Origin of the sequence: Chromobacterium sp. LK1 (assembly GCF_001043555.1) — a bacterium.
Classification (GTDB): domain Bacteria; phylum Pseudomonadota; class Gammaproteobacteria; order Burkholderiales; family Chromobacteriaceae; genus Chromobacterium; species Chromobacterium aquaticum.
Window position 1 is genome coordinate 1 of sequence record NZ_LDUI01000029.1, and the last position, 22,194, is coordinate 22,194.

General features: G+C 64.8%; 23 protein-coding genes. 10 read left to right on the forward strand and 13 right to left on the reverse strand.

The window, feature by feature from the left end; genetic code table 11:
- Positions 1-180: 180 nt before the first annotated feature.
- The 4 genes from VI26_RS12645 to VI26_RS12660 all read right to left on the reverse strand — a co-directional run bounded on the left by VI26_RS12645 (position 181) and on the right by VI26_RS12660 (position 3,028).
- Positions 181-687 (reverse strand): GNAT family N-acetyltransferase, encoded by a 507-nt coding sequence (locus VI26_RS12645; protein ID WP_048410173.1) that lies wholly within the window; start codon positions 685-687, stop codon positions 181-183.
- Positions 684-1,676, reverse strand: coding sequence for a S66 peptidase family protein (locus VI26_RS12650; protein WP_197081453.1), 993 nt, complete (start codon positions 1,674-1,676; stop codon positions 684-686). Before VI26_RS12650 ends, VI26_RS12645 begins: the two co-directional genes overlap by 4 nt.
- Positions 1,677-1,701: 25 nt before the next feature.
- Positions 1,702-2,133: a GNAT family N-acetyltransferase gene (locus tag VI26_RS12655; protein ID WP_053074396.1), complete on the reverse strand. Its 432-nt coding sequence runs from the start codon at positions 2,131-2,133 to the stop codon at positions 1,702-1,704.
- A gap of 85 nt (positions 2,134-2,218) precedes the next feature.
- On the reverse strand, positions 2,219-3,028 hold the full coding sequence (locus VI26_RS12660; protein ID WP_231581014.1) for a glycosyltransferase family 2 protein: 810 nt from the start codon (positions 3,026-3,028) through the stop codon (positions 2,219-2,221).
- 458 nt (positions 3,029-3,486) lie between these two features.
- Here VI26_RS12660 and waaC point away from each other — a divergent pair, with 458 nt between their 5' ends.
- From waaC to VI26_RS25250, 5 genes are all read left to right on the forward strand, one after another.
- Positions 3,487-4,446, forward strand: coding sequence for a lipopolysaccharide heptosyltransferase I (gene waaC, locus VI26_RS12665; RefSeq protein WP_048410175.1), 960 nt, complete (start codon positions 3,487-3,489; stop codon positions 4,444-4,446).
- Entirely contained in the window at positions 4,443-5,723 is a 1,281-nt protein-coding gene (gene waaA, locus VI26_RS12670) for a lipid IV(A) 3-deoxy-D-manno-octulosonic acid transferase (RefSeq protein WP_048410116.1), read from the forward strand. Before waaC ends, waaA begins: the two co-directional genes overlap by 4 nt.
- Positions 5,720-5,947 (forward strand): hypothetical protein, encoded by a 228-nt coding sequence (locus VI26_RS24560; protein ID WP_156183863.1) that lies wholly within the window; start codon positions 5,720-5,722, stop codon positions 5,945-5,947. Before waaA ends, VI26_RS24560 begins: the two co-directional genes overlap by 4 nt.
- A 47-nt stretch (positions 5,948-5,994) precedes the next feature.
- Entirely contained in the window at positions 5,995-6,597 is a 603-nt protein-coding gene (locus tag VI26_RS12675) for a CBS domain-containing protein (RefSeq protein ID WP_048410117.1), read from the forward strand.
- A 105-nt stretch (positions 6,598-6,702) separates the two neighbouring features.
- Positions 6,703-7,572: a methylated-DNA--[protein]-cysteine S-methyltransferase gene (locus VI26_RS25250; protein ID WP_048410118.1), complete on the forward strand. Its 870-nt coding sequence runs from the start codon at positions 6,703-6,705 to the stop codon at positions 7,570-7,572.
- Here VI26_RS25250 and VI26_RS12685 read toward each other — a convergent pair.
- Entirely contained in the window at positions 7,569-8,423 is an 855-nt protein-coding gene (locus tag VI26_RS12685; protein ID WP_048410119.1) for a LysR family transcriptional regulator, read from the reverse strand. The genes VI26_RS25250 and VI26_RS12685 overlap by 4 nt on opposite strands.
- A gap of 96 nt (positions 8,424-8,519) precedes the next feature.
- On the opposite strand from VI26_RS12685, the gene VI26_RS12690 reads away from it, so the two are divergent.
- Positions 8,520-8,939: a membrane protein gene (locus VI26_RS12690; protein ID WP_048410120.1), complete on the forward strand. Its 420-nt coding sequence runs from the start codon at positions 8,520-8,522 to the stop codon at positions 8,937-8,939.
- A 38-nt stretch (positions 8,940-8,977) separates the two neighbouring features.
- Here the strand turns inward: VI26_RS12690 and VI26_RS12695 are convergent, their stop codons facing one another.
- Both VI26_RS12695 and ompR read right to left on the reverse strand, forming a co-directional pair.
- A complete protein-coding gene (locus tag VI26_RS12695) occupies positions 8,978-10,282 on the reverse strand; it encodes an ATP-binding protein (protein WP_048410121.1) in 1,305 nt (434 codons plus the stop codon).
- A gap of 3 nt (positions 10,283-10,285) precedes the next feature.
- Entirely contained in the window at positions 10,286-11,011 is a 726-nt protein-coding gene (gene ompR, locus VI26_RS12700; protein WP_048410122.1) for a two-component system response regulator OmpR, read from the reverse strand.
- A 390-nt stretch (positions 11,012-11,401) separates the two neighbouring features.
- Here ompR and VI26_RS12705 point away from each other — a divergent pair, with 390 nt between their 5' ends.
- Together VI26_RS12705 and VI26_RS12710 are read left to right on the forward strand one after the other, a co-directional pair.
- Positions 11,402-11,662, forward strand: a complete 261-nt coding sequence (locus tag VI26_RS12705; protein ID WP_156183864.1) for a hypothetical protein — start codon at positions 11,402-11,404, stop codon at positions 11,660-11,662.
- Between the two features lie 234 nt (positions 11,663-11,896).
- Entirely contained in the window at positions 11,897-12,352 is a 456-nt protein-coding gene (locus VI26_RS12710) for a hypothetical protein (protein ID WP_156183865.1), read from the forward strand.
- A gap of 6 nt (positions 12,353-12,358) precedes the next feature.
- On the opposite strand, the gene VI26_RS12715 is transcribed toward VI26_RS12710, so the two are convergent.
- Positions 12,359-13,270: a hypothetical protein gene (locus tag VI26_RS12715; protein WP_053074398.1), complete on the reverse strand. Its 912-nt coding sequence runs from the start codon at positions 13,268-13,270 to the stop codon at positions 12,359-12,361.
- Positions 13,271-13,499: 229 nt separating this feature from the next.
- Here VI26_RS12715 and alr point away from each other — a divergent pair, with 229 nt between their 5' ends.
- Both alr and VI26_RS12725 read left to right on the forward strand, forming a co-directional pair.
- Complete coding sequence (gene alr, locus VI26_RS12720; protein ID WP_082151042.1) at positions 13,500-14,729, forward strand: alanine racemase; 1,230 nt, start codon at positions 13,500-13,502, stop codon at positions 14,727-14,729.
- 148 nt (positions 14,730-14,877) lie between these two features.
- The gene (locus VI26_RS12725; protein ID WP_048410179.1) at positions 14,878-15,171 is read left to right on the forward strand and encodes a hypothetical protein; all 294 of its coding nucleotides are present in this window, start codon (positions 14,878-14,880) and stop codon (positions 15,169-15,171) included.
- Between the two features lie 62 nt (positions 15,172-15,233).
- Here the strand turns inward: VI26_RS12725 and VI26_RS12730 are convergent, their stop codons facing one another.
- The 5 genes from VI26_RS12730 to parC form a co-directional block, all read right to left on the reverse strand.
- Entirely contained in the window at positions 15,234-15,449 is a 216-nt protein-coding gene (locus tag VI26_RS12730) for a YdcH family protein (RefSeq protein WP_048410124.1), read from the reverse strand.
- A 355-nt stretch (positions 15,450-15,804) separates the two neighbouring features.
- Positions 15,805-16,572 carry an ABC transporter substrate-binding protein gene (locus VI26_RS12735; RefSeq protein ID WP_048410125.1) on the reverse strand — a complete coding sequence of 256 codons (768 nt, stop codon included), beginning with the start codon at positions 16,570-16,572 and terminating at the stop codon, positions 15,805-15,807.
- Positions 16,573-16,941: 369 nt separating this feature from the next.
- Positions 16,942-18,270: a sigma-54 dependent transcriptional regulator gene (locus tag VI26_RS12740; protein WP_048410126.1), complete on the reverse strand. Its 1,329-nt coding sequence runs from the start codon at positions 18,268-18,270 to the stop codon at positions 16,942-16,944.
- Positions 18,263-19,816 (reverse strand): nitrogen regulation protein NR(II), encoded by a 1,554-nt coding sequence (locus VI26_RS12745; protein WP_048410127.1) that lies wholly within the window; start codon positions 19,814-19,816, stop codon positions 18,263-18,265. The genes VI26_RS12740 and VI26_RS12745 overlap by 8 nt, the downstream gene beginning before the upstream one ends.
- A complete protein-coding gene (gene parC, locus VI26_RS12750; protein ID WP_048410128.1) occupies positions 19,813-22,182 on the reverse strand; it encodes a DNA topoisomerase IV subunit A in 2,370 nt (789 codons plus the stop codon). Before parC ends, VI26_RS12745 begins: the two co-directional genes overlap by 4 nt.
- Positions 22,183-22,194: the final 12 nt, after the last annotated feature.

The window sequence follows — 22,194 nt, forward strand, 5'->3', positions numbered from 1 at the left end:
TATCGCTTACAAAAAGATCGTAAACAGGTTCTTAGAGCCTGTTCAAAATCTCGCGAGCAAGGGTGAGACAAGGCGAAAACGAGCGAAAAAGCGGAATGTACACGTGGTACATGAGCACTGAGCTTGTTTTCAACGCCGTATCGCCGCAGCGCAGCAGATTATGAACAGGTTCTTAAGCGCTCAGCCCAGCAAGCGTCCGCATACCGTGCTGCGGCGGCTGCCGCTGGCGCGGCGCTCCGCGTCGTCGAAACTGGCCAGTTCGACGAAACCGGCTTTGCGCATCATGCCGCCGGACGCGGCGTTTTCCTCGTGGCGGTCCGCCACCACCCAGCGCGCGCCGCGCGCGGCCAGGTCCTCGCAGGCCTGGCCCAGCAGCAGGCTGCCCAACCCCTGCCCGGCCTGATCGCGGCGCACCACCGCTTCCATGATGTAGCCGGCGGCTTCCGTGGCGACACCAGCCGGCCGATGCTGGGGAAAAGCATCGTGCATCCGGTACAGGATGGCGGCGCCCAATAGGCCGTCACGCTCGAACAAGGCCGCCCAGGCCTCCCCGTCCGCCACCTGGCGCAAGCTACGCTCCACGCCCTCCTCCGGCAGCCAGTTCCACGGATTGGGCCCGTGTTCCATGATCAGTTTCCGCAGCGCGTCCACATCCGCCGCGCCAGCCAAACGGTATTGCCAGCTCATGCGCATCCTTTCTCGAAACGCAGCGTCGCCTGGCCCGCGTCCACTTCCAGTTCGGCCCAGGCGCCGTTCATCAGGGTCCATTGCGGCGGCACATGGCCGATATCGGCATCCACCACCACCGGGTAAGGCAGGCCGCTCAAGACGGTTTCCAGCGTCTGCCGGTAAGTCAGCGCATTGGCGTCGGCGGCGTCCGGCCCGCTGCTGCGCCCCAGGATCAAGCCGCTCAAACCATCCAGCACGCCGGACAGGCGCAGGCCGTGCAAGGCGCGCAGCAGCTCGCACGGCCTCATCTCGCAGTTTTCCAGGTACAGCAGCGTCGGCTCCCGTTTAAACGCATGCAAATCGAAATAAGGGCTGCCCTGCAGCCGGCTCAGCGTGTCCAGGCAGCCGCCGATCAGTCGGCCGGCCATACGGGCCGTTTGCGCGCCCAACACGCGCAGCGTGGTCGGATACCGCTCTCCCGGAGCGTCCCAGCGCCAAAACGCGCTGTAGCGGCTCTGAGACGGCGGCAAACCATGGTGCAGCGCATGCAGCAGCGCTGAATTCTCCTCTTGCCGCCGCGGATCGCCCAGATCGAACAGATTGGGCCCATGCAGCGTCGCCCAACCGGACAGCAAGGTCAGCGGCACGGCCAGCGTGGAAACATCGGAGAAACCAGCCAGCCATTTCGGCGGCAGCCGCGCCAGCGCGGCGAAGTCTATGCCGGCCAGCAGCTCGATCGCGCGCTCCCCGCCCCAGGGCGGCAAGATGGCGCGTATCGACGGATCGAACAGGAAGTGATTCAACTCCGCCAGCCGCTCGGCGGCCGGCGCGCTGGCGTCCTGAAATTCCCCGCGCAGGCAAGCCCCCTCCACCACCTGCCAGCCCTGATCGCGCAAGCATTGCAAGGCGAGATCCAGCTGCTGATGCAGCAGCGCCGGCACTCCTGAGGAAAAAGCGGTGACGGCGACGCGGTCGCCAGGCCGCAATGGCGCGGGGAAAACCATCATCGGTGCTTGCTCCTGTGGATAAACCTCAAGGCTGGCCTGCTTCATCGCTCAATTCCAGCGCAAAGCTATGGCTGGTCTTCAGTTGTCGATAACCGAGATGGCGATAGAAGGCGTGGGCTTCGATGCGATGGATGCTGGAACGCAGCCGAATCCGCTGATAGCCGCGTTGCCGCGCCCAGTCTTGGCAAGCGCTCAACAAACCCCGCCCCAAACCCTGGCCCTGACAGGCCGGGCTGACCACGATGCCGATGATCTCTATCGCCGACGGCCCTTGCAGCTGATGCACGCCGCGGCAATGCACCCAGCCGGCCACGGCCCCTTCCGATAACGCCACCCACGCCTGGTTGTCTTCCAGGGTCGACAGTCTGGCGAATCGCTCGCGGATCTCCGCCTCCGTCGCCTCGTAACCCAGATCCAGGCATAGCCGCGCCACCGCTGCGGCGTCCTCCGTCCGCATTGTCCTGATTTCAACCATCTGTCTTCGCCCAGTTGCTTCTAGGAAATGACATTGTCAGCACAAGGCCGGACCGGAGGCAAGCCGGCTATTTGTTTTTCAGCCGGCGCAGCTCGATCAGCTTTGCATACTTGATGTAGCTGTTGAAACAACCGATGACGATGTGGACCAAGCCGGGGATGCCATCGAGAAAACCACGGCGGAAAACGTAGAACTTCACGAAGCGCAGCAGCGGACTGAGGATAAGTTTGGCGCTGCCCACATGTTTTCCACGCTGGAACAGCTGCTCCGCCTGCAAGCTGGTATAGCGGTTCTGCTTGTTCAGATACAGGGCGATGTCTTCGCCGGACTCATGCATCAGCTCATGACGCAGCTTGTGCACAGGTGTTTCCGCGATCACGTACTCATGCACCAGGTCGTCGGACCAACGCGCGTGTCCGCGATGGAACAGCCGCAGCGACCAGTCCGGATAACCTTCGCCATGTCTGAGGAAACGACCCATGAAACGGTTGCAGCGCGGAAATTGATAAGCCAGCGCTTGTGGATTGTCCAGTAGCGCTTTGATTTCATTTATCAATTCTGGAGACAGCCACTCATCGGCGTCCAGACACAGAACCCAGTCGTGGCTGGCAGCTTGTACCGCCAATTGCTTCTGCGGACCGAATCCCAACCAATCTTGGTGGATAACTTTGGCCTTATAGGCGGAAGCTATCGCCAATGTCCTATCACTGCTGCCGGAATCCACAATCACGATCTCGTCGGCGAAAGCCACGCTGTCCAGGCATTTTTCCAGCAAGGTTTGCGCATTCTTGGTGATTAGCACCGCGCTGATTCGTGCACGCATCTTGTTATATGTTTTCCTGTATGTAATTTGAAGAAACTGGTAGAAGTAGGCCAACTTCTGTGGATAACCATGTTTTTTTCTTTGTTTTCATGATCTTGCCGATAGTGAAATCTTGTTGCTTGCCACAGGTGTTGCTGACGGAACAACTGTGGATAAATTTGCTGTCTAGCTGAAGTTTCCACTTGTCCACAAGCTGGATTCCAGTTGTGCTCATGAGCCTGTGCATGCGTGAATTTTGAGGTGAAACCAGTTTGTCAGCACCGATAACTCTTTAACGCAATTTTATATTGATGAAACTGATATAGGCGGCCATTACTGTGGATAAGACGGAAAAATATCAAAAGGTTCAGTAACTTGTCCTGTTGATGGCCTTTGGATAGTTTGGGTGCGCTGCGACAACACAAGATGTGGATAAATATCGAGCCAGTTACCCACAGCCATTTATCCACAAACTGGTCGCAGGGATTTTACTTGGTTAACCACAGCCATGCTCGGGTACAATGCGCGCCATGATGAATGTGCTGATTGTGCGCACCTCGTCGATGGGCGACCTTATCCACACCTGGCCCGCCATTTCCGAGTTGAAAGCGCATTACCCCAATTTCCGCGTCAGTTGGCTGGCTGAGGAAGCTTTTGCCGACATCGCGCGTTTGCACCCGGCGGTGGACCGGGTGATCGCCTTGAACTGGCGGCGCTGGCGCAAACGCTGGTGGCTGCCGTCCACTTGGCGCGAGATCCGCGAATTGCGACGCCAGTTGCGTGAGACTCATTGGGAATTGGTGGTGGACAGCCAGGGTTTGTTGAAAAGCGCCTTGCCGGCGCGCTGGGCCAAGGCGCCGTTGACCGGTTACGCCTGGGGCAGCGCGCGCGAATCGCTGGCCAGCCTGTTTTACGATAAACGCCATAAGGTGAGTTGGGCGTTGTCGGCGATCGAGCGCAACCGACTGTTGTTCGCGCGCGTGTTCGGCTACGAGCCGCAGGGCGAGCCGCGTTTCGGCGTGCCGGCCGGCGCGCGGCCCGGCTGGGTGTTGTCCGGCCGCTACGCGGTGCTGCTGCACGCCACCAGCAAGGCGTCCAAGGAGTGGCCGGAAAGCCATTGGGTGGAATTGGGCAAGCGCCTGTCCTTGCAGCATGACCTGGTGATGGTGCTGCCCTGGGGCAATCCGCGGGAACGCGAGCGCGCCGAACGCCTGGCCGCGCAGATGCCGGCCGCGGTGGTGGCGCCCAAGATGAGCCTGGCCGAGGCCGCCGGCCTGATCGGCCACGCCAATGCGGTGATCGGCGTCGACACCGGCTTGACCCATCTGGCCAATGCCTTGAACGTACCGCTGGTGGCGATCTACACCGATACTCATCCGGCCGCCACCGGCGTGGTGGAAACGCCGTGGGCGACCAATCTGGGCGATATCGGTCAGTGCCCGTCGGTGGACGCGGTGCTGCAAGCACTGTTCGCGCGCAAGGACTGGACATGAATTGGCAACGCCGCCTGTATTCCTGGGCCTGGCAGCTGGCCACGCCGCTGGTGCGTCATTACCTGAAAAAGCGCGCGCGCAAGGCGCCGGCTTATCTGCAGCATTGGGATGAGCGTTTCGGCAGCCAGCTGCGGCCGCGCGCGACCGGGGCGATCTGGATCCATGCGGTGTCGGTGGGGGAAACCCGAGCCGCGCAGCCCGTGGTGGAGGCCTTGCGCCAGACCTGGCCGGACGCGCCGCTATTGATGACGCAGATGACGCCTACCGGGCGCGCCACCGCGCTGCAGCTGTATCCGGACGCCGAGGTCCGCTATCTGCCATACGATTATCCCCAGGCGGTGCAAGCTTTTCTCGCCGCTTACCAGCCGCGCCTGGGCGTGTTGATGGAAACCGAGCTGTGGCCTAACCTGATCCATGCCGCCGCCGAGCAGAACATTCCGCTTTTCCTCGCCAATGCCCGTTTGTCGGAAAAATCCCTGCATGGTTACTTGAAAATCAAGGGTCTGGTGGCGCCGGCGCTGGCCAAGCTGCGCGCGGTGGCCGCGCAAACGCCGGAAGACGGCGAGCGCCTGCGTCAATTGGGCGCAGGCGATATCGAAGTCTGCGGCAATACCAAATACGATATCCAGCCGCCGCCGGCGCAGCTGGAATTGGCGGAAACCTTCAAGGCCTGGATAGGCCAACGCCGCGTGCTGGTATGCGCCAGCACCCGCGACGGCGAGGAAGCATTGATCCTGGATGCCTGGCAGGCGGCACCGCGGTTGGCCGATACCTTGCTGGTATTGATTCCGCGTCATCCCGAGCGTTTCGGCGAAGCGGCGCGGCTGGCCGAAGACCGCGGCCTGCGCGTGCAGCGCCGCAGCGCCGGCGGCCCGCTGGACACGGCCACCCAGGTCTGGATAGGCGACAGCATGGGCGAGGTGTTCGCCTACTTCGCCTGCGCCGATCTCGCCTTCGTCGGCGGCAGCTTGCTGCCGCTGGGCTGCCACAATCTGATCGAGCCGGCCAGCGTCGGCGTGCCGGTGCTGTTCGGCCCCTCGGTGTTCAATTTCAAGCAGGCGGCCGCCTTGGCCCTGGCCGCCGGCGCCGCGCGCCAGGTGGGCAGCGCCGCCGAGCTGATGGACGCGACGGCGGAATTGCTGGCCGATGGGGATAGCCATCGGGCGATGCGGCAGGCGGCCCTGGATTTCAGCGCCGCTCATCGCGGCGCCAGCGTGCGCATGGTGGAGTTGTTCCGCCGCAAGCTGTCCGCTTCAGGCGGCGAGAACCGGGCTTGAGCGCCGCCGCGCGCTACAAAACGGCAAACCTTCTCGAAAAAATTAATCATTCCGCCGCCGCAGCCCGCCGCGGCGTCTTCTACTCTTCAAACAAGAGCCGCGCGCCGCGCCGGCTCCCCGAGGCCGCCGGCCCGGGACGGACGTGCGTCAATCCTGCCATGCCCCTGCCGGCTCAAGCCATCGGAAAACATCCCGAGCGGACCGGTCGAAATGACTGGCGCTAAGCGCGCCGCCGCGTCGACTCCGCTGTCTGACCAGACAAGGAGCTACCATGTCAGCCAACTACAGTGCTTTGCCCACGATAAGCTTGCCGCCCACCACCGACCTGGTGCGGCTGGACCAGCGCCCGCACCCGCCGATCACGCTGCACAGCGCGGCGCTGGAAGTGATGACCGATCTGCGCGTGGTCAACCCGGTGGGCATCCACCAGGGCGCGAGCCTGCGCGAAGCGCACGACCGCATGATCAGCCACGGCATCCGTTTATTGTTCGTCCACGACGGCGACGGGCAATTCACCGGTCTGATCACCGCTTCCGACCTGTTGGGCGAGCGGCCGATCCAGTGCATGAAGGAGCATGGCAAGCACTATGCGGACATCGGCGTCGGCGACGTGATGACGCCGCGCAAGCAGCTGGAGGCGCTGAGCCTGGGGGATATCGAACACGCCAGCGTCGGTCACATGGTGGCGACGATGAAGCAGATGGGACGTCAGCACGCGCTGGTGGTGGAGCTGAATCCGGGCAGCGGCCACCATGAGTTGTGCGGCCTGTTTTCCACATCCCATATGGCGCGCCTGCTGGGCATGCCGCTTTCCTTCATCCGCGTGCCGCAGGCCTTGTCGGAAATTCAATATTCATTAATGCATGCGATATGACTTCAAGGGCGGCGCCGGCTCCGGCGCGAAAATCGGCAAGAATCGGGTCGCTGCGGCGGCCCGATTTGCTTATGCTGGGCCTGTGATAGAGATGAGGAGCCCGCCATGCGACAACATAGCGATTGGGTCGAGGACGACCGCGACTACGGCCGCATCCGCGACGCCATCCGTTATCTGGTGGTTCATGCCGACCGCCAGCCGGAGCTGGCGGAGCTGGCCGGCGCGCTGCATTTGTCGGAATCGCGGCTGCAGCGCTTGTTCACCCGTTGGGCCGGTGTCAGTCCCAAGCGTTTTTTGCAGCAACTGACCTGCGAGGCGGCCAAGGCGCGGCTCAAGGATGGCCAGGGCGTGCTGTCGCTGTCCCACGAACTGGGCTTGTCCGGCGGCAGCCGGCTGCATGATCTGTTCGTGACGCTGGAGGCGATGACGCCGGGCGAATACCGCAACGGCGGCGCCGGTCTGGACATGGAGTGGAGCGTGGAAGCCAGCCGTTTCGGCCCGGTCTTGGTGGCGCGCACCGCGCGCGGCGTGTGCGCGGCGCAATTCGTCGCCGATGAGATGGAAGCAGCCGCCTGGCTGCGCCAGCGCTGGCCGAATGCGGCGCTCAAGCACCGCCCGGGCGGCGGCGCGGCGGTGGCCGCCGCGATGTTCGAACCCTTGCAGGCCGATGGCCAGACGCCGCTGGCCTTGCGGGTGCAAGGCAGCAATTTTCAGATCCAGGTCTGGCGCGCGCTATTGTCGATTCCCTACGGCGCTTTCGCCAGCTATGGCCAGATCGCCGCGGCGCTGGGGCGGCCGCGCGCCGCGCGCGCGGTGGGCAGCGCGGTGGGCGCCAATCCGGTGGCCTGGCTGATTCCCTGCCATCGGGTGATCCGCGCCGAGGGCGTGTTGGGCGAATACCGCTGGGGGCCGGAGCGCAAAGTGGAGTTGATAGGCTGGGAAAGCGCGGTGCTGGCCGGCCTGCAGCCAGCCTAGACGGCGAACTGGCCCAGCGCGCGGAAGAACAGCCGGGACAACAGTTCCAGCCCGTCGTCGTCGCGCTGGCGGTAAAGCGCCAGCGGCACCGCCGGCAACGGCGGCAGGCAGTGTTCCGGCAAGGGCAGCAGCCGTTCGGAAATGGCGTCGGGAAACAGCGCGCCCACGCCCAGGCCCGCTTCCAGCGCCGCCTGCACCGCCAGCTGGCTGCTGCTTTCGAAGACGATGCGATAAGGCTGGTCGACTTGATGCAAGGCGCGCAGCATCGCGTCGCGCCAGCTGCAGGGCGCGGCGAACATCACCAGAGGCATGATCTCCGCTTCCGGTTTGACGCCGTCGCGCGCCAGCCATTGCAATGGGTATTCCAGCACCCAGCTCGGCGTTTGCTGCAGCCCGCATTGGCGCGGATTGACGATCAGCAAATCCAGTTCTCCCTGGCGAAAAGCCGGGCTGAGTTCCCGCTCCAGCGCCACTCGCACCTCCAGCTGCCATTGTGGCTGGGTGGCGGCGAAGTCCGCCAGCACCTGCGGCAGGTGGCGGCTGATCACATCCTCGATCAGGCCCACTCGGCAGCGCCGCGCGGCGGTGGGCGCCGTCGTCGGCCGCATTTGCTCGGTCAGGCCGATGATGCGTTCGGCGTAGGGCAGCAGTTGCCGCCCCGCCGCGTTCAGGCTGACGCCGCGCGGCGAGCGCTGCAACAGCACCTGGCCGCAATGCTGTTCCAGCTTGCGCAATTGCAGACTCAAGGCCGGCTGGGTGCGGCCCAGCGCGGCGGCGGCGCGGTTGATGCTGCCGTGGCGCGCCACCGCGATCAGCGCGCGCAGCAAGGTGGTGTCCAGATCATCGGTCATAATTTTTTCTTATAACAATGCCACGAAATTTCAGTCTGCCTATAACTGACTGAAATGTTTAGGCTGAGGGCCAATATCCTGAACGAGGCTCTCACCATGTTTATCGCCGCTTTGCTATTGGCTGTCGTCGGCTCCATCGTCTATCACCTGTCGATCAAGCAGGTGCCGGAAGCGGCGAATCCCTTCTTTTCATTGGCGGTTAGTTATGGCGTGGCCATGTTGGTGTGCGTGCTGGGAATGTGGTGGCTGCCCGGCGGCGGCCAGCGCGGGCTGGCCGCGCTGAACTGGAGCAGCCTGGGCGTGGCGGCGGGCATTGTCGGCATCGAACTGGGCTTTTTGCTGGCCTATCGCGCCGGTTGGCATGTCGGCTACGCGGCGCTCAGTTCCAATGTGCTGACCGCGCTGGTGTTGCTGCCGCTGGGCTATCTGCTGTTTCGCGAGCAGCCGTCGCTGGGCAAATTGGGCGGAATGGCCTTGAGCATGGGCGGATTGTGGATGATGCTGCGCTTCCGCTGAGCGCCGCCCGGGAGACGGGCGACGCTCGGGCCGCGTTATCAAGCGGCGTTCAGCGGCAGATGCACGGCCAGCTTGAAGCCGTCGGCCTGATCGCAGAACTCCAGCCGGCCGCGATGTTGCTTGACCACGCGGCTGACAATGGCGAGGCCGAGGCCGCTACCGCCGTCGGTGCCGCGGTGTTCGGCCAGCCGTTCGAACGGCGCCAGCGCGGTTTCGCGCAATTCGGCCGGAATGCCCTTGCCGTGGTCCAGCACGCTGAGCACGGCGAAGCCGTTGTCTTGTTCGACGCAGACCTCCACCGGCGGCGCGCCGTAGCGGCGCGCGTTTTCCAGCAGGTTGGACAGCAGACGTTCCAGCGCCAGGCCGTCGGCCAGCAGCTCGGGTTCGGCCAGCCGGCGCAGGCTGACCTGCATGCCTTCGCGGGCGAAGCGCGATACCACGCTGGCGGCGAGATCGGCCAGCGCCACCGGCTCCAGCCGGGTGGTTTCCTCGGCGCGGGCGAAATCGATGAACTGGCGCACGATCTGCGACAACTCGTCGATGTCGGCCAGCATATCGTGCTGGTCCGGGCTGTCCTGCTGTAGTTCCAGCGTCAGCTTGAGCCGGGTCAGCGGCGTGCGCAGGTCGTGGGACAGGCCGGCCAGCATCAGCCGGCGCTCGCGCGCGGCATTGTCCAGCGCCTGGGCCATCAGGTTGAAGTTGTGCGCCAGCACTTTCACCTCGCGCGGGCCGTCCTCCGGCACCGCCGCCGGCATGGTGCCGGCGGCCAGTTCGCGGCTGGCCAGCACCACGCGGCTGATGGGCCGCGCCACGCGCCAGGCGACGGCGAAGGCCAGCAGGCTGGCGACGATGGACGCCAGCAAGGCCGCCTGGATGATGGTGTTGATCGGGCGGTCGCTGTAGCGGCCGAAGGGCAGCACCAGCCAGTAGGCCTGGTCCAGCACGTGCACATTGACCCACAACTCGCGGCGGTCGTCGATCTGGGCGTAGCGCACCTCGATAGGCTCGTTGAGGCCGTGCGACAGCCGCTGCGCCAAGGTTTCGCCCAGCCGCGGCACATAGTCGGTGAAGTTGACGCCCTGGTCGGCGTTGATGGGCAGCAGGCGCGGCAGGCCGGGCCGGTTGTAGCCGGCCAGGAACTCTGCGCGCTCGGTATTGGTCATCGCCTCCATGGTGCCTTCCAGGAAGGCCAGGGTGTCCACGGTCTGCGAGTACAGCTGCTTGTCCAAGAGCTTGTGGCGCTCGCCGGCGGCCATCCACAAGGTGACGAACTGGGTGGTCAGCACCACCAGCACCACCAATACCGCCAGCCGGAAGAACAGCGAGCCGCTCAGTTTGCGCACGGCTTACTCCCGCGGCGTGCCGTCCGGCACGAACACATAGCCGTAGCCCCATACCGTCTGGATGAAGCGCAGCTGGCTGTCGCCGCTTTCCAGCGCCTTGCGCAGCCGGGAGATGTGCACGTCTATGCTGCGGTCCAGCGATTCGCCATTGCCCTTGCCCAGCGCCATTTCCATCAATTGCTCGCGCGTCAGCGGCCGGCGCGGATGGCTGACCAGCACCGACAGCACCGCGAATTCGGCGCTGGTCAGCGTCACCGGCTGGCCGGCCTTGCGCAGCTCGCGCTGGCCCAGATTGAGCACGAATTCGCCGAAGTTCACTTCTTCATCGGCGTCGTGGCGCGCGCCCAGCGCCGGCGTGGCGTGGTGGCGGCGCAGCACCGACTGGATCCTGGCGGTGAGCTCACGCGGATTGAACGGCTTGGGAAGGTAGTCGTCGGCGCCCATTTCCAGGCCGAGGATGCGGTCGATGTCCTCGCCGCGCGCGGTGAGCATGATCACCGGAATGGTTTCGCCTTGGGCGCGCAGCCGGCGCACCACCGCCAGTCCGTCCTCGCCCGGCATCATCACGTCCAGCACCATCAGGTCCGGACGATTGCGCGCCAGCTTGCGGTCCAGGTCCTTGGAGTCCGGCAGCGCTTCCACCGCGTAGCCTTGCTGGCTCAGATAGCGGGTAAGCAGTTCGCGCAGTTTGGCATCATCGTCGACGACCAGGATCTTATTGTGTTCCATGCGATTTTTCCTCGGAGCGGAGTGTCAGCTTAGCGGCTGGTCCCGGGCTGCGGCAGCGCGCCTGATGAAGATATGTTAAGCCGGTTCTCGCGATCACACACCTTAACAAATCAGCGATTGTCGCTCATGTCTGCCTCATGCCGCGAGTCTAGGCTGCCTAATGAGGCCTACCGGCGGTTTGACCGCTAGGCGATGCCTTTGGCATCGGTGGCGCATGGTGTATGCTGTCCGCCCTCGCCGGTTCGGATCTTGGAACCGTGGCCCTTTTTCCAGTACTTTCGACAGGATAAAACAGCTTTCATGACGCGGCTGCCGATTCTTCTCATCTTTGCCTTGCTGCAAGCGCTTGCCGGCGCGCCGGCCCTGGCGCGAGGGAAGGAACGCGGCCCCATGCCACCGGACATGGAGCCGCCGCCGGCACGGCGCTGCCAGGCGCCGCCTGACGTCGACTGCAGAGAATTGCGGCGCCTGCGCAATCTGCGCCTGCGCGAAGCGGTGCAGGACGGCGATTTACCGCCGGAGCTGATGCATAGGCAGCCGCCGCCGTCTTACTGGCGTTCCAATCCGGACGGCGCCGCGCCGCCGCCTCCGCCGCCGGAACGCGGCAAACCCCATTTCTGGCGCGACCGCCGCAAACACGGCTCTGAATAGCCGCGCGGCCAAGCCGGCGCTGGCGAAGCGGGGTTTCTGTTGATAAGCTTTGAACAGAGAACGCCAGCCGGTTTCATTCCAATTCAAATCATTCATCGCAGGACAGGCCAGCGCCGAGATTGGGCGCCGCCGCCTTGATCCTGGCTGGCCGTCCGCTGGGCCGATAGCGCGCAGCGTCATGCTGCGCCCATCTGTTGAGCGGAGCGATAACCGGTCATGCGCAAGGGGCATGCCTTGAAAAACAATAGGGGATACGGCGCGTTGCGGCGCGCCTGGGGATGGGGGCTGGCGCTTTGCTGGCTGGCCGGCGGCGTGGCGGCGGCGGAAGCGGATTGCAGCCGAGCCACCGCGCCGCAGCGCTGCGAACTGAACCGCCAGGGCAATGTGTCCTGCAATGATCTGCCCGCCGACGGACGGCATGCCTGCCTGCAGTTTTACACGCCGGCCTTGAGTTGTCTGCGCGAGCGCGACGCCAAGCGCTGCGAGGCGCTGCGCGCCGCGCACAGTTCCTGCGGCGGGTTGGAAGGCAAGGCGCGCCGCTTGTGCATCAACGAGCGTCTGCCGCCGCCGGATTGCGCGCGCGCGGCCAACCCTGCGCGTTGCCGCGCCCGCGCCGAAGCCGAACTCAAATGCGCCGACCGCGAAATCGCCCAGCGCCTGTGCGTGCGCAAAGCCTTGCAGGGGGAATGAGCGCTGTTATTTGGCCGTGGTCGGGTCGAACCACAGGCTGGCGTCGGCGAACGGCGTGTCCGGCGGCAGGAAGGGGTTGTCGATGCGGATCAGCCGGCGGTGCTTGAGATCCAGCCGCTGGATCAGGCCGGCGTGGTAGGCCTGGAACAGGCGCTGGAATTCGCCGTTGCGCAGCAGCAGCCTCATGCCCTGCTCGGCGCGCCGCGCCAGCCGCTGGCCGTCGGCGTCGCGGCCAAACCAGAAGTAAGTGGGCAGCGGGTAGTAGAGCAGTAATTCCCGCTCCAGCGCCAGTTGCCGGTATTGCGGCCGGTAGTCGCGAATTTCCCGCTCCACCTCGGTCACCCCGCGCGAGAACGCGTCGCCCAGGCCGCGCTCCAGCATGCGGAACAGTCCATCGTAGCTGGAGTCGGTTTCCACTTTCAGGCCGGCGCGCCGCAGCACGGCGATATCGCCCCAGCCCTCGCCCTGGATGATGCTGAAGCGGCGCAGTTCCGCCAGCGTCGTCACCTTGGCGAACTCCGGCTGCCGCGCGGCGCGGATCAGCAGCACGCGGTAGCCGAGCAGGCCGCGGTCTATCGGAATCCGCACCGGCAGGTAGCGGCGCTCGTAGTCGCGGTTGGTTTCGCGTATCAGCACATTGAGCCGTCCGCGCGGTTGGCCCAGCTCCTGCAGCTGGCGCGCCTCGTTCATGCGCGGCGCGAAGCGCAGCTTGTAATCGCCCCATTGCGGCCGGGTGGCGTCCAGCGCGGCGCGCAGCACCGCCCAGTGGTAATCGTAGCGCTCGTCGTCCACGCTTTCCGGCGCATGGCCGGTATACACCATCATGGCGGCTCGCGCCGTCGGCTGCCAGCCGCCAAGCAGGGCCAGCGCGCTTAGCCAGCAAGCGGCCAAGCGCCGAAACTTCAGGTATTGCCGCATTGCCCGCCCCGGTCGTGATCAGCGCGACACCGCGCTGTTCCATGATGGATAGCGGCGCTCCGGCGCGCAAGTCCGGCCTGGCGCCGCCGGGTTTGCGCGGCGTCAAGCGGCCATGCAAAACAAGGACTACTAGTAAATATTCATATCGACATGAATATATCAGCCTCCTATCATCCTCCGGATGCCGAACGGCCTTGTCGGCAAGCGGCACTTACTCTCGGGGGACATTATGCAATTCAAGAAAACTCTGTTGGCCATGGCTTTGGGTCTGGCGTTGGCGCCCGCGCTGACCATGGCGGCGCCGCCGCTGACCACCGCCAACAGCGGCTCCACCGTGGAAGCCGCGCGCAGCAATGCCTGGCTGGAAATCGATAAGGCGGCGCTGGATCACAACCTGGCCGAACTCAAGCGCCTGGTCGGCTCCAACACCAAGGTGTGCGCGATTCTGAAGGCCGACGCCTACGGCCACGGCATCGCCAATGTGATGCCGTCCATCATCGCCCAGGGCATTCCCTGCGTCGGCATCGCCAGCAATGAAGAAGCCCGGGTAGCGCGCGCCAGCGGCTACAAGGGCGTGGTGGCGCGCGTGCGCAGCGCCACCCAGCAGGAAATCGCCGATGGCCTGCAATACGATATGCAGGAGCTGGTGGGCAATCTGGAACTGGCGCGCCAGTTGTCGGCTTTGGCCAAGCGCGAGGGCAAGACCCTGCAGATTCATCTGGCCATCAATTCCGCCGGCATCAGCCGCAACGGCGTGGAGCTGGCCAGCAAGCAGGGCCGCGCGGATGCGCTGGCCATGCTCAAGCTGCCCAATCTGCAAGTGGTGGGCATCATGACCCACTTCCCGGTGGAGGATAAGGCCGATGTGCAAAAAGGCCTGGCGGCTTTCAAGCAGGAAAGCGCCTGGCTGATCAAGGCCGGCGGCCTGGACCGCAGCAAGATCACCCTGCATTGCGCCAATAGCTTCGCCACGCTGGAAGTGCCGGAAGCGCATCTGGACATGGTGCGTCCGGGCGGCGCCATCTTCGGCGACACCGTGCCCAGCCACACCGAATACCAGCGCGTGATGGCGTTCAAATCGCGAGTGGCGGCGGTGAACCGCTATCCGGCCGGCAATACCGTCGGCTATGACCGCACTTACACCCTGAAGCGCGAATCCTTGCTGGCCAATATTCCGGTCGGCTATTCCGATGGCTACCGCCGCGCCTTCACCAATAAGGCGCATGTGCTGATCGACGGCCAGCGCGTGCCGGTGGTGGGCAAGGTGTCGATGAACACGCTGATGGTGGATGTGACCGAGGTGCCGGGCGCCAAGATCGGCGATGAGGTGGTGCTGTTCGGCAAGCAGGGCAAGGCCGAGATTGGCGCCGCCGAGCTGGAGGACATCAATGGCGCCTTGCTGGCCGACCTCTACACGGTGTGGGGCAATTCCAATCCCAAAGTGCTGGTGAACCGCTAACACTGGTTCAAGCTCGCGCGCGAGCGCGAGCGTTAACCGGGCCGCGCCGTCGCTATTCGTGGCGACGGCGTGTGAGTCTTCACAGTCTGCTGGCGAATCGTCTTGGTTTGGACTTAGATGAATCATGTTCCCGCATCAGGAGTGCGCCATGCAGTTCGACGAAGTTCGCCCAGAGCATTTCACCACGCTGTCCCGCAATCCGTTTCCGCATATTCTGATCGACCGGGCCTTGCAGCAGATCGCCGGCGGCAGCGCCGACGGTTCGCAATTCCGCAAGGATGTGCTGGCCGCCGCGGGCTGGGGCCATGGCGGGCTGACCCCGTTCGGCAAGTATCCGGCCGATGCCTGCGTGGCGTTCAACCGCATCCGCAAGGTGCTGGAAATCACCCAGGAGCCGGACGCGATCCTGGCGGAGTTGGAAAAGGACAGTCCCAAGGTGTGATCTGATCCGCCGCCACGCAAAAGCCCGCCTGACGGCGGGCTTTATCGTTGCCGGTGGCCGTTTCAGCCGGCGGCCCGTTTCAGGATGATGTACAGCTCATCCTTCAGCTTCAGCTTTTCCTTTTTCAGGGTTTCGATTTCGAAATCGACGGAAGGCTCGATGCGCGCTTCCATATTCTTGATTTTCTGATCCAGGTCGTTGTGCTTGTTGAACAGGCGGGTGAAGTGCTCGTCTTCGGTTTTCAGCTTGCTGATCAGTTCGCGGTATTCGGGAAACATGGGCAACTCCTTGAGCGGGTGGATACTTTGGAGCGGCTGACGACGCGGGCCGGAGCCTAGGCACACCGTAACAGTCTGGCGTGAAAAAGCAAGTTGCCGTCGTCAACGGGCGGATACGTCTTAATCATGCTAACACCGGGGTTTGGCCGGCCGGTTTGATCCAGGGCAGACGCCGGTCCTTTGGCTGGCCGGGAACATGCCAGCCGGCCGTTGGAGCCTGTTCAAAGTCTCGCGAGCAAGAGCGAGACAAGGCGAAAACGAGCGAAAAAGCGGAATGTACGAGTGGTACATGAGCATTTTGAGCTGGTACTCACCGTGTGACGCTTCACGAACGCAGCAGACTTTGAACAGGTTCTTAGGGCTTGAACCAGGGACGCCCGCGTCGGGTGGGCAATTGGTAGCGCTCGGCCAATTTTTCATAGCCGCCGTCGGCGGCGAAGCGGCGCAGGCCGCGATTGAAGCGGTCGCGGTCCTGAGCGTTGCGGAATGCCAGCCGGTAATGGGTGGGAGTGAACAATGCGTAGGGACAGAGCGTGGGGCTGATGTCGAGCTCATGCCGCAGCTCGTTGCTCAACTGCTGGAAGATGTTGACGTCGGAAATAGCCACGTCGGCGCGGCCGCTGAGCAGCAGGCGGTTGAGGGTGGCTTGCGGCGATTCTTCGCGATAGGACGGGATTTGCGGTGCCAGCGCGGCGAAGTCCGCGCCCAGGTAAAGATGGGCGCCTTGAAACGCGGCCACGCGCAAACGGGTCAGATCGTCCAGCCGCCGTAGGTGGATGTGACGCCGGCACAGCGTGATCGCCATGTTCTGATAAACGATGTAGGGATCGGAAACATGGCCGCCGCCGTTGGCGATGGCGGCGTCGACCTGGCCGCTGGCCAGCCAGTTGTGGGCGCGCAGATTGGGGGCGAAGCGCACTTGCGGCTGATAGCCGGCCAGGCTCAAGGCCTGGGTGACGATATCGTATTCCACGCCCTTGCCTTGTTCGGCGTCGACATAGGGCAGCTTGGTCTCGCCCAGCGCCACCCGTAGCGTGGGGTGGGCGGCGGGATGGGCGCTGAGCGCGCCAAGCAGCAGCGCCAGCAAGGCGTGTCGGGCGAGGTGGATGGGCGGGAAGGCCATGCGTTAGCGTGTTCGTCTGGTTTCGGTGGCGCGCGCCGCTGGGCGCGCCGGTTTGCTTCTTTATAGCCGCTAGTATGCGTTGGGCGGCTGCGCGCATTGTAACGAGCGGGCGGCCCCATGGGCCGCTGTTTTGCCCATTGTTCGACAAAAAGCCAGAATGTGGCTTGGGCGCAGGATTTCGCGCAACGGCGTGCCTAGCGCCGTGAACAATGTCTTGCCGTCATTTAAACCGCCAACAAAACCCCTGATCCTGCGCTGCGCCTCCTTGCCGTACTACGGTGGTACTGAGCATTTCGAAGGTGTACTCACCGTGTAACGCGTCCACGACGCGCAGCAGATCGTAAACTAGGCTCTTCGTGCCAGGTCCGTTTACTTGATGCCCAGCCTTTCCATCCGGTAGCGCATCGAGCGGAAGGTCACGCCCAGCAGCTTGGCGGCCTGGGTGCGGTTGAAACGGGTGCCTTCCAGCGCCTTGAGTATCGCCTCGCGCTCCACCCGGTCCAGGAAGTCCTGCAGCGCTTCGCCGGCGGCGCAGGCCGGCGCGTCGCCGTCGTCCCCGGCCTGCTTGCTGGGCAGCAGCTGCAGATCGTCCGTTTCGATGCGGGCGTCGCTGGCCAGCGCCACCGCGCGTTCCAGGATGTTTTCCAGCTCGCGGAAATTGCCCGGATAGTTGTAAGCGAGCAGCGCCTTGAGCGCCGCCGGCGCCAGTCGCGGTTTTTGGTCCGGGGAGAAGCGTTCCAGCAGGCTGGCGATGAAGCGCGGCAGGTCTTCGCGCAATTCGCGCAGCGGCGGCATGCGCAGCGGCAGCACGTTCAGCCGGTAGTACAGATCCTGGCGGAAGCTGCCGGCATCCACCCGCGCCGCCAGATCCTTGTGCGTCGCGCAGACGATGCGCACGTCCACCGCTTCTTCCTGGGCGTTGCCCAGACGACGCACTTTCTTTTCCTGGATCGCGCGCAGCAGCTTGACCTGCATCGTCAGCGGCAGGTCGGCCACTTCGTCGAGAAATAGAGTGCCGCCGTTGGCTTGCTGGAAGAAGCCATCGCGGTCGCTGTCCGCGCCGGTGAACGCGCCCTTGCGATAGCCGAAGAACTCGCTTTCCATCAGCGTTTCCGGGATGGCGCCGCAGTTGACCGGGATGAACGGCCGCTCCGCGCGCGCGCTTTGCTCGTGTATCATCCGCGCCGCCTGTTCCTTGCCGGTGCCGGATTCGCCGCTGATATAGACCGCGGCCTGGCTGCGCGCCAGCTTGCCGACCAGGCGCAGCGCTTCCTGGATCGCCGGCGATTCGCCGTCCAGCCGCATCGCGGCGGCGGCCTTGCCATTGTCCACGCGCAGCACCGATTTCACCAAGCTGCGCAATTGCGCCAGGCTGACCGGTTTTTGCAGATAGTCGAAGGCGCCGGCCTTCATCGCCTGCACCGCGTTGTCGGTGTTGCCGTAGGCGGTGATCACCGCGATGGGCACGTCCAGCCCCTGCTCGGCGATATGGCGCACCACTTCTATGCCTTCGCCGTCCGGCAGCCGCATATCGGTCAGCGCCAGGTCGAAGGGCTGCTTGTTCAGGCTGAGCTTGGCGGCGCCGACGCTGGCGGCGGTGGCCACGTCCAGGCCCATCTTGATCAGGGTCAGTTCCAGCAGTTCGCGGATGTCCGGTTCGTCGTCGATCACCAGCACGCGCAGGGAAGATTTAGCCATAAGCCTTGTGACAGATCAGGCGGAACACGCCGCCGGGCGGGCAGTAGTCCAGCCGCGCGTCGTTGGCTTCCGCCAGTTCGCGCGCGATGTACAGGCCCAGTCCGGTGCCGGCGCTTTCCGTGGTGAAAAAGGGTTCGAACAAGCGGGCCTGGGCATCTTCGCTCATGCCGGGGCCATCGTCCATCACCTTGATGGTCAGGTGGTTTTCCACCGCGGCCACTTCGATGCGCACCGCGCCCGGCTGCTTGCTGGAGTAGCGCCAGGCATTGGCCAGCAGATTGTTGAGGATCTGGCCGAAATGGCCGCGGTCGAACTGGACCGCCACGGCCTGCTGCTGGCAGACGCAGCGAACCGCGCCGGCTGCGGCGGCTTCCACCATGCCGAAATGGTCCAGCAATTCATCCAGAAAGGGCTGCAGCCGGATGGGCTCGGGCTTGATCCGGTCGCGGCGGTTCAAGGCCAGCACTTCCTGTACAAGGTGATTGATGCGCGTGCTATTGCCCTGCACGATGCGGATCAGCCGCTGGCGCGCCGGATCGGTTTCGTCTTCGGCCAGCAGATCGGCGGCGTGGTGGATGGCCGCCAGCGGATTGCGGATTTCATGGGCGATATTGGCGGTGAGCCGTCCCAGCGCCGCCAGCTTGATGCGCTTGCCCTCCTCGGCCATATCGGCCATGTCGCGCATGAACAGCAAGAGCGCGCGGTCGTCGCCCACCAGCACCGGCACCATGCGGCCCACCAGCTGGCGGCCGCGGATATTGCGGTCGATGAAGCCGGGGTTGGGTGGGTAGCCGTTCTGGCGCCAGCGCTCCACCAGCGGCAGCAGTTCCGCCACCACCTCGCCGCGGCGCATGGTGCCGAAGTAGCGCGCCGCCTGGTTGTTGAACTGGCGCAGCAGGCCGGATTCGTCCAGCACCACCACCGCGTCGCGCTGGCTTTGCAGCACCAGCTCGTTCAGGCGGTTGAGGTTGGCGATCTCGCCGCCGCGGCGGGTGGCCAGCGCTTCGGAATCGCGCGCCACCCGGCCCAGCTTCCAGGTGACGATGGAGGTGACGAAGCCGGCGGTGGCCAGCAGCGCGGAGTAGTAGAAATCGGAACCGCGGCCCAGGCCCAGGTATTGTTCCACGCCGACGGCGGACAGCAGCATCAGCGTGGCGATGGAGGCGTAGAACAGCGCGTAGCGGCCTGAGGACAGCAGGCCGGCCACCGCGAGATAGGGCAGGAGCAGGATGCCATAACCGCTGCGCACGCCGTCGTTGATGCCCATCAGCAGCACGATCATCGCGATGTCGGCGGCGATGGCCAGCGTCAGCTGCAGAGTGTGCGCCAGCCGGCCGTCGCGCAGCAGGAACCAGGCGCCGATCAGCACGGCGTAGACGCCGCCCCACAGGTAGAAGACCTTGCCGCCTGCCACCAGCGATTCGCCGTCGCGGTTGGCGAACAGCGACATCGCCAGCAGCACCAGCAGCAGCGCCGCGCGGAAGCTGTTGATGAACACCAGCGCGCTGCGCGGGGTCAATGGCGCCGGCGCGCGGTCCGGATTCATGCGCTTGGCAGCTCGCGAATGGCGCCGACGCTCCATTTCTTCGGCATCAGCTTGCCCTTCTTGCCGCGCTTGCCGATGAACTCGGCCAGCGCCAGCTTCTCGTCGGAGGCCTTGCCGCGCACCGACAGCGTGGACAGCAGCGCCTTGTCGCCGTTGACGAGGCCGATGGCGGTGACGGCTTCGCCGTTGTCCACCGCCATCAGCATCAGGCCGCGGCCCTTGGCCAATTCCTTGAGCTCGGCGGCGGGGAAGGCCAGCAGCCGGCCGTTGTCGGCGGCGGCCACCAATTGGGTGGCTTCGCCCAGGCCGGTTGCCGGCAGCGGCGCCGGAGTCAGCACGCTTTCCTCCGGGTTCAGCGTCAGGAAGGCCTTGCCGGCCTTGACCCGGCCGGCCATGTCGCCCAGCTTGGCGATGAAGCCGTAGCCGCCGGAGCCGGCGACCACGAAGCGGGCCTCGTCCTTGCCGGACAGCATTTGCACCGGCTTGGCGCCGTCCTGCAAGTCCACCAGCGAGGCTACCGGCACGCCGTCGCCGCGGCCGGTGGGCACGTCGGCCGGATCCACGGTGTAGGCGCGGCCCTTGGAGTCCAGCACGATCACCGACCACACGGTGCGGGTCTCCACCACGGTGTGCAGCGCGTCGCCGTCCTTGAAGGCCAGCGCGGCGAGGTCGACATTGTGGCCGACGCGGGCGCGGATCCAGCCCTTTTGCGACAGGATGATGGTGACCGGCTCGTCGGCTATGGTCTGGGTCAGCACCGCGCGCTCAGCGGTCTTGATCTCGCTGCGGCGCTTGTCGCCGTACTTGGCGGCGTCGGCCTGGATTTCCTCGCGCATCATGGTGCGCAGCGCGTCCGGAGTGTCCAGCACATGGCGCAGGCCTTCACGCTCCTCGCGCAGGTCGGACAGCTCTTTCTCCAGCTTGAAGCCTTCCAGCCGCGCCAGTTGGCGCAGGCGGATTTCCAGGATGTCCTCGGCCTGGAGTTCGGTCAGGCCGAAGGCCTTGATCAGGTCCGGCTTGGGTTCGTCGGATTCGCGGATCACGCGTATCACTTCATCGATGTGGATGAAGGCGATCATCCGCCCTTCCAGGATGTGGATGCGTTTTTCCACCTGGGCCAGCCGGTGCTGCAGGCGGCGGGTGACGGTGGTGCGGCGGAAGTCCAGCCATTCGCTGATGATGGGCTTGAGGCCTTTCTGACCCGGCCGGCCGTCCAGGCCTATCATCACCAGGTTCATCGAGGCATTGCCTTCCAGGCTGGTTTGCGCCAGCAGGGTGTTGATGAACTCGTCCGGATCCTGGCGGCTGGACTTGGGTTCGAATACCAGGCGCACCGGGCACTCGCTGTCGGATTCGTCGCGCACGCGGTCCAGCAGCGACAGCATCAGGCTCTTCAGGTTTTGCTGATCCTGGGTCAGCGCCTTCTTGCCGGTCTTGACCTTGGGATTGGTGGCTTCCTCGATTTCCGCCAGCACTTTCTGCGCGCTGGAGCCGGGCGGCAGTTCGGACACGATCACGCGCCACTGGCCGCGCGCCAGTTTTTCCACTTCCCACTTGGCGCGCACGCGCACGCTGCCGCGGCCGCTTTCATAGGCGGCGAGGATGTCCTCGGCCGGGGTGATGATCTGGCCGCCGCCGGGGAAGTCCGGTCCGGGCACGTATTGCATCAGCGCCGCGGTGTCCAGTTCCGGATTGTCCAGCAGCGCGACGCAGGCGTTGGCCACCTCGGTCAGATTGTGCGGCGGGATTTCGGTGGCGAGACCCACGGCGATGCCGGAGGCGCCGTTGAGCAGCACCATGGGCAGGCGCGCCGGCAGCAAGCGCGGCTCTTCGAAGGCGCCGTCGTAATTGGGCACGAAGTCCACGGTGCCCATGTCGATTTCCGACAGCAGCAGATCGGCGATCGGCGTCAGCCGCGCCTCGGTGTAACGCATCGCCGCCGCGCCGTCGCCGTCGCGGCTGCCGAAGTTGCCCTGGCCGTCGATCAGCGGATAGCGCAGCGTGAAGTCCTGCGCCATGCGCACCAGCGCCTCGTAGGCGGAGCTGTCGCCGTGAGGATGGTACTTACCCAGGATCTCGCCGACCACGCGCGCCGATTTCACCGGCTTGGCGCCGTGGGCCAGGCCCATGTCGCGCATCGCGTACAGGATGCGGCGCTGCACCGGCTTCTGGCCGTCGGCCACTTCCGGCAGCGCGCGGCCCTTGACCACGCTCATCGCGTATTCCAGGTAGGCGCGCTCGGCGTACAAGTCCAGCGGAATCCACTCGCCGTCGGCAGTGTCGGCAGGGGGCGCGGGCGGCGGCGGAGGGGTCAGGTCGGCGGCGCTGTCCGGCAGGTTTTCGGCAAACAGATCGTTATCGTTCATATGGGCAAGGCA

What these genes read in the sequence shown, in the direction of transcription:
- VI26_RS12725 (WP_048410179.1), top strand. Translation starts at nt 14,878, where the DNA reads ATGCAGTTCGACGAAGTTCGCCCAGAGCATTTCACCACGCTGTCCCGC.
- VI26_RS12705 (WP_156183864.1), top strand. Translation starts at nt 11,402, where the DNA reads ATGCCACCGGACATGGAGCCGCCGCCGGCACGGCGCTGCCAGGCGCCG.
- VI26_RS12735 (WP_048410125.1), bottom strand. Translation starts at nt 16,572, where the DNA reads ATGGCCTTCCCGCCCATCCACCTCGCCCGACACGCCTTGCTGGCGCTG.
- VI26_RS12645 (WP_048410173.1), bottom strand. Translation starts at nt 687, where the DNA reads ATGAGCTGGCAATACCGTTTGGCTGGCGCGGCGGATGTGGACGCGCTG.
- VI26_RS12655 (WP_053074396.1), bottom strand. Translation starts at nt 2,133, where the DNA reads ATGCGGACGGAGGACGCCGCAGCGGTGGCGCGGCTATGCCTGGATCTG.
- VI26_RS12650 (WP_197081453.1), bottom strand. Translation starts at nt 1,676, where the DNA reads ATGATGGTTTTCCCCGCGCCATTGCGGCCTGGCGACCGCGTCGCCGTC.
- VI26_RS12740 (WP_048410126.1), bottom strand. Translation starts at nt 18,270, where the DNA reads ATGGCTAAATCTTCCCTGCGCGTGCTGGTGATCGACGACGAACCGGAC.
- alr (WP_082151042.1), top strand. Translation starts at nt 13,500, where the DNA reads ATGCAATTCAAGAAAACTCTGTTGGCCATGGCTTTGGGTCTGGCGTTG.
- waaC (WP_048410175.1), top strand. Translation starts at nt 3,487, where the DNA reads ATGAATGTGCTGATTGTGCGCACCTCGTCGATGGGCGACCTTATCCAC.
- VI26_RS12675 (WP_048410117.1), top strand. Translation starts at nt 5,995, where the DNA reads ATGTCAGCCAACTACAGTGCTTTGCCCACGATAAGCTTGCCGCCCACC.
- VI26_RS12730 (WP_048410124.1), bottom strand. Translation starts at nt 15,449, where the DNA reads ATGTTTCCCGAATACCGCGAACTGATCAGCAAGCTGAAAACCGAAGAC.
- VI26_RS12690 (WP_048410120.1), top strand. Translation starts at nt 8,520, where the DNA reads ATGTTTATCGCCGCTTTGCTATTGGCTGTCGTCGGCTCCATCGTCTAT.
- parC (WP_048410128.1), bottom strand. Translation starts at nt 22,182, where the DNA reads ATGAACGATAACGATCTGTTTGCCGAAAACCTGCCGGACAGCGCCGCC.
- ompR (WP_048410122.1), bottom strand. Translation starts at nt 11,011, where the DNA reads ATGGAACACAATAAGATCCTGGTCGTCGACGATGATGCCAAACTGCGC.
- VI26_RS12685 (WP_048410119.1), bottom strand. Translation starts at nt 8,423, where the DNA reads ATGACCGATGATCTGGACACCACCTTGCTGCGCGCGCTGATCGCGGTG.
- VI26_RS12715 (WP_053074398.1), bottom strand. Translation starts at nt 13,270, where the DNA reads ATGCGGCAATACCTGAAGTTTCGGCGCTTGGCCGCTTGCTGGCTAAGC.
- VI26_RS12745 (WP_048410127.1), bottom strand. Translation starts at nt 19,816, where the DNA reads ATGAATCCGGACCGCGCGCCGGCGCCATTGACCCCGCGCAGCGCGCTG.
- waaA (WP_048410116.1), top strand. Translation starts at nt 4,443, where the DNA reads ATGAATTGGCAACGCCGCCTGTATTCCTGGGCCTGGCAGCTGGCCACG.
- VI26_RS25250 (WP_048410118.1), top strand. Translation starts at nt 6,703, where the DNA reads ATGCGACAACATAGCGATTGGGTCGAGGACGACCGCGACTACGGCCGC.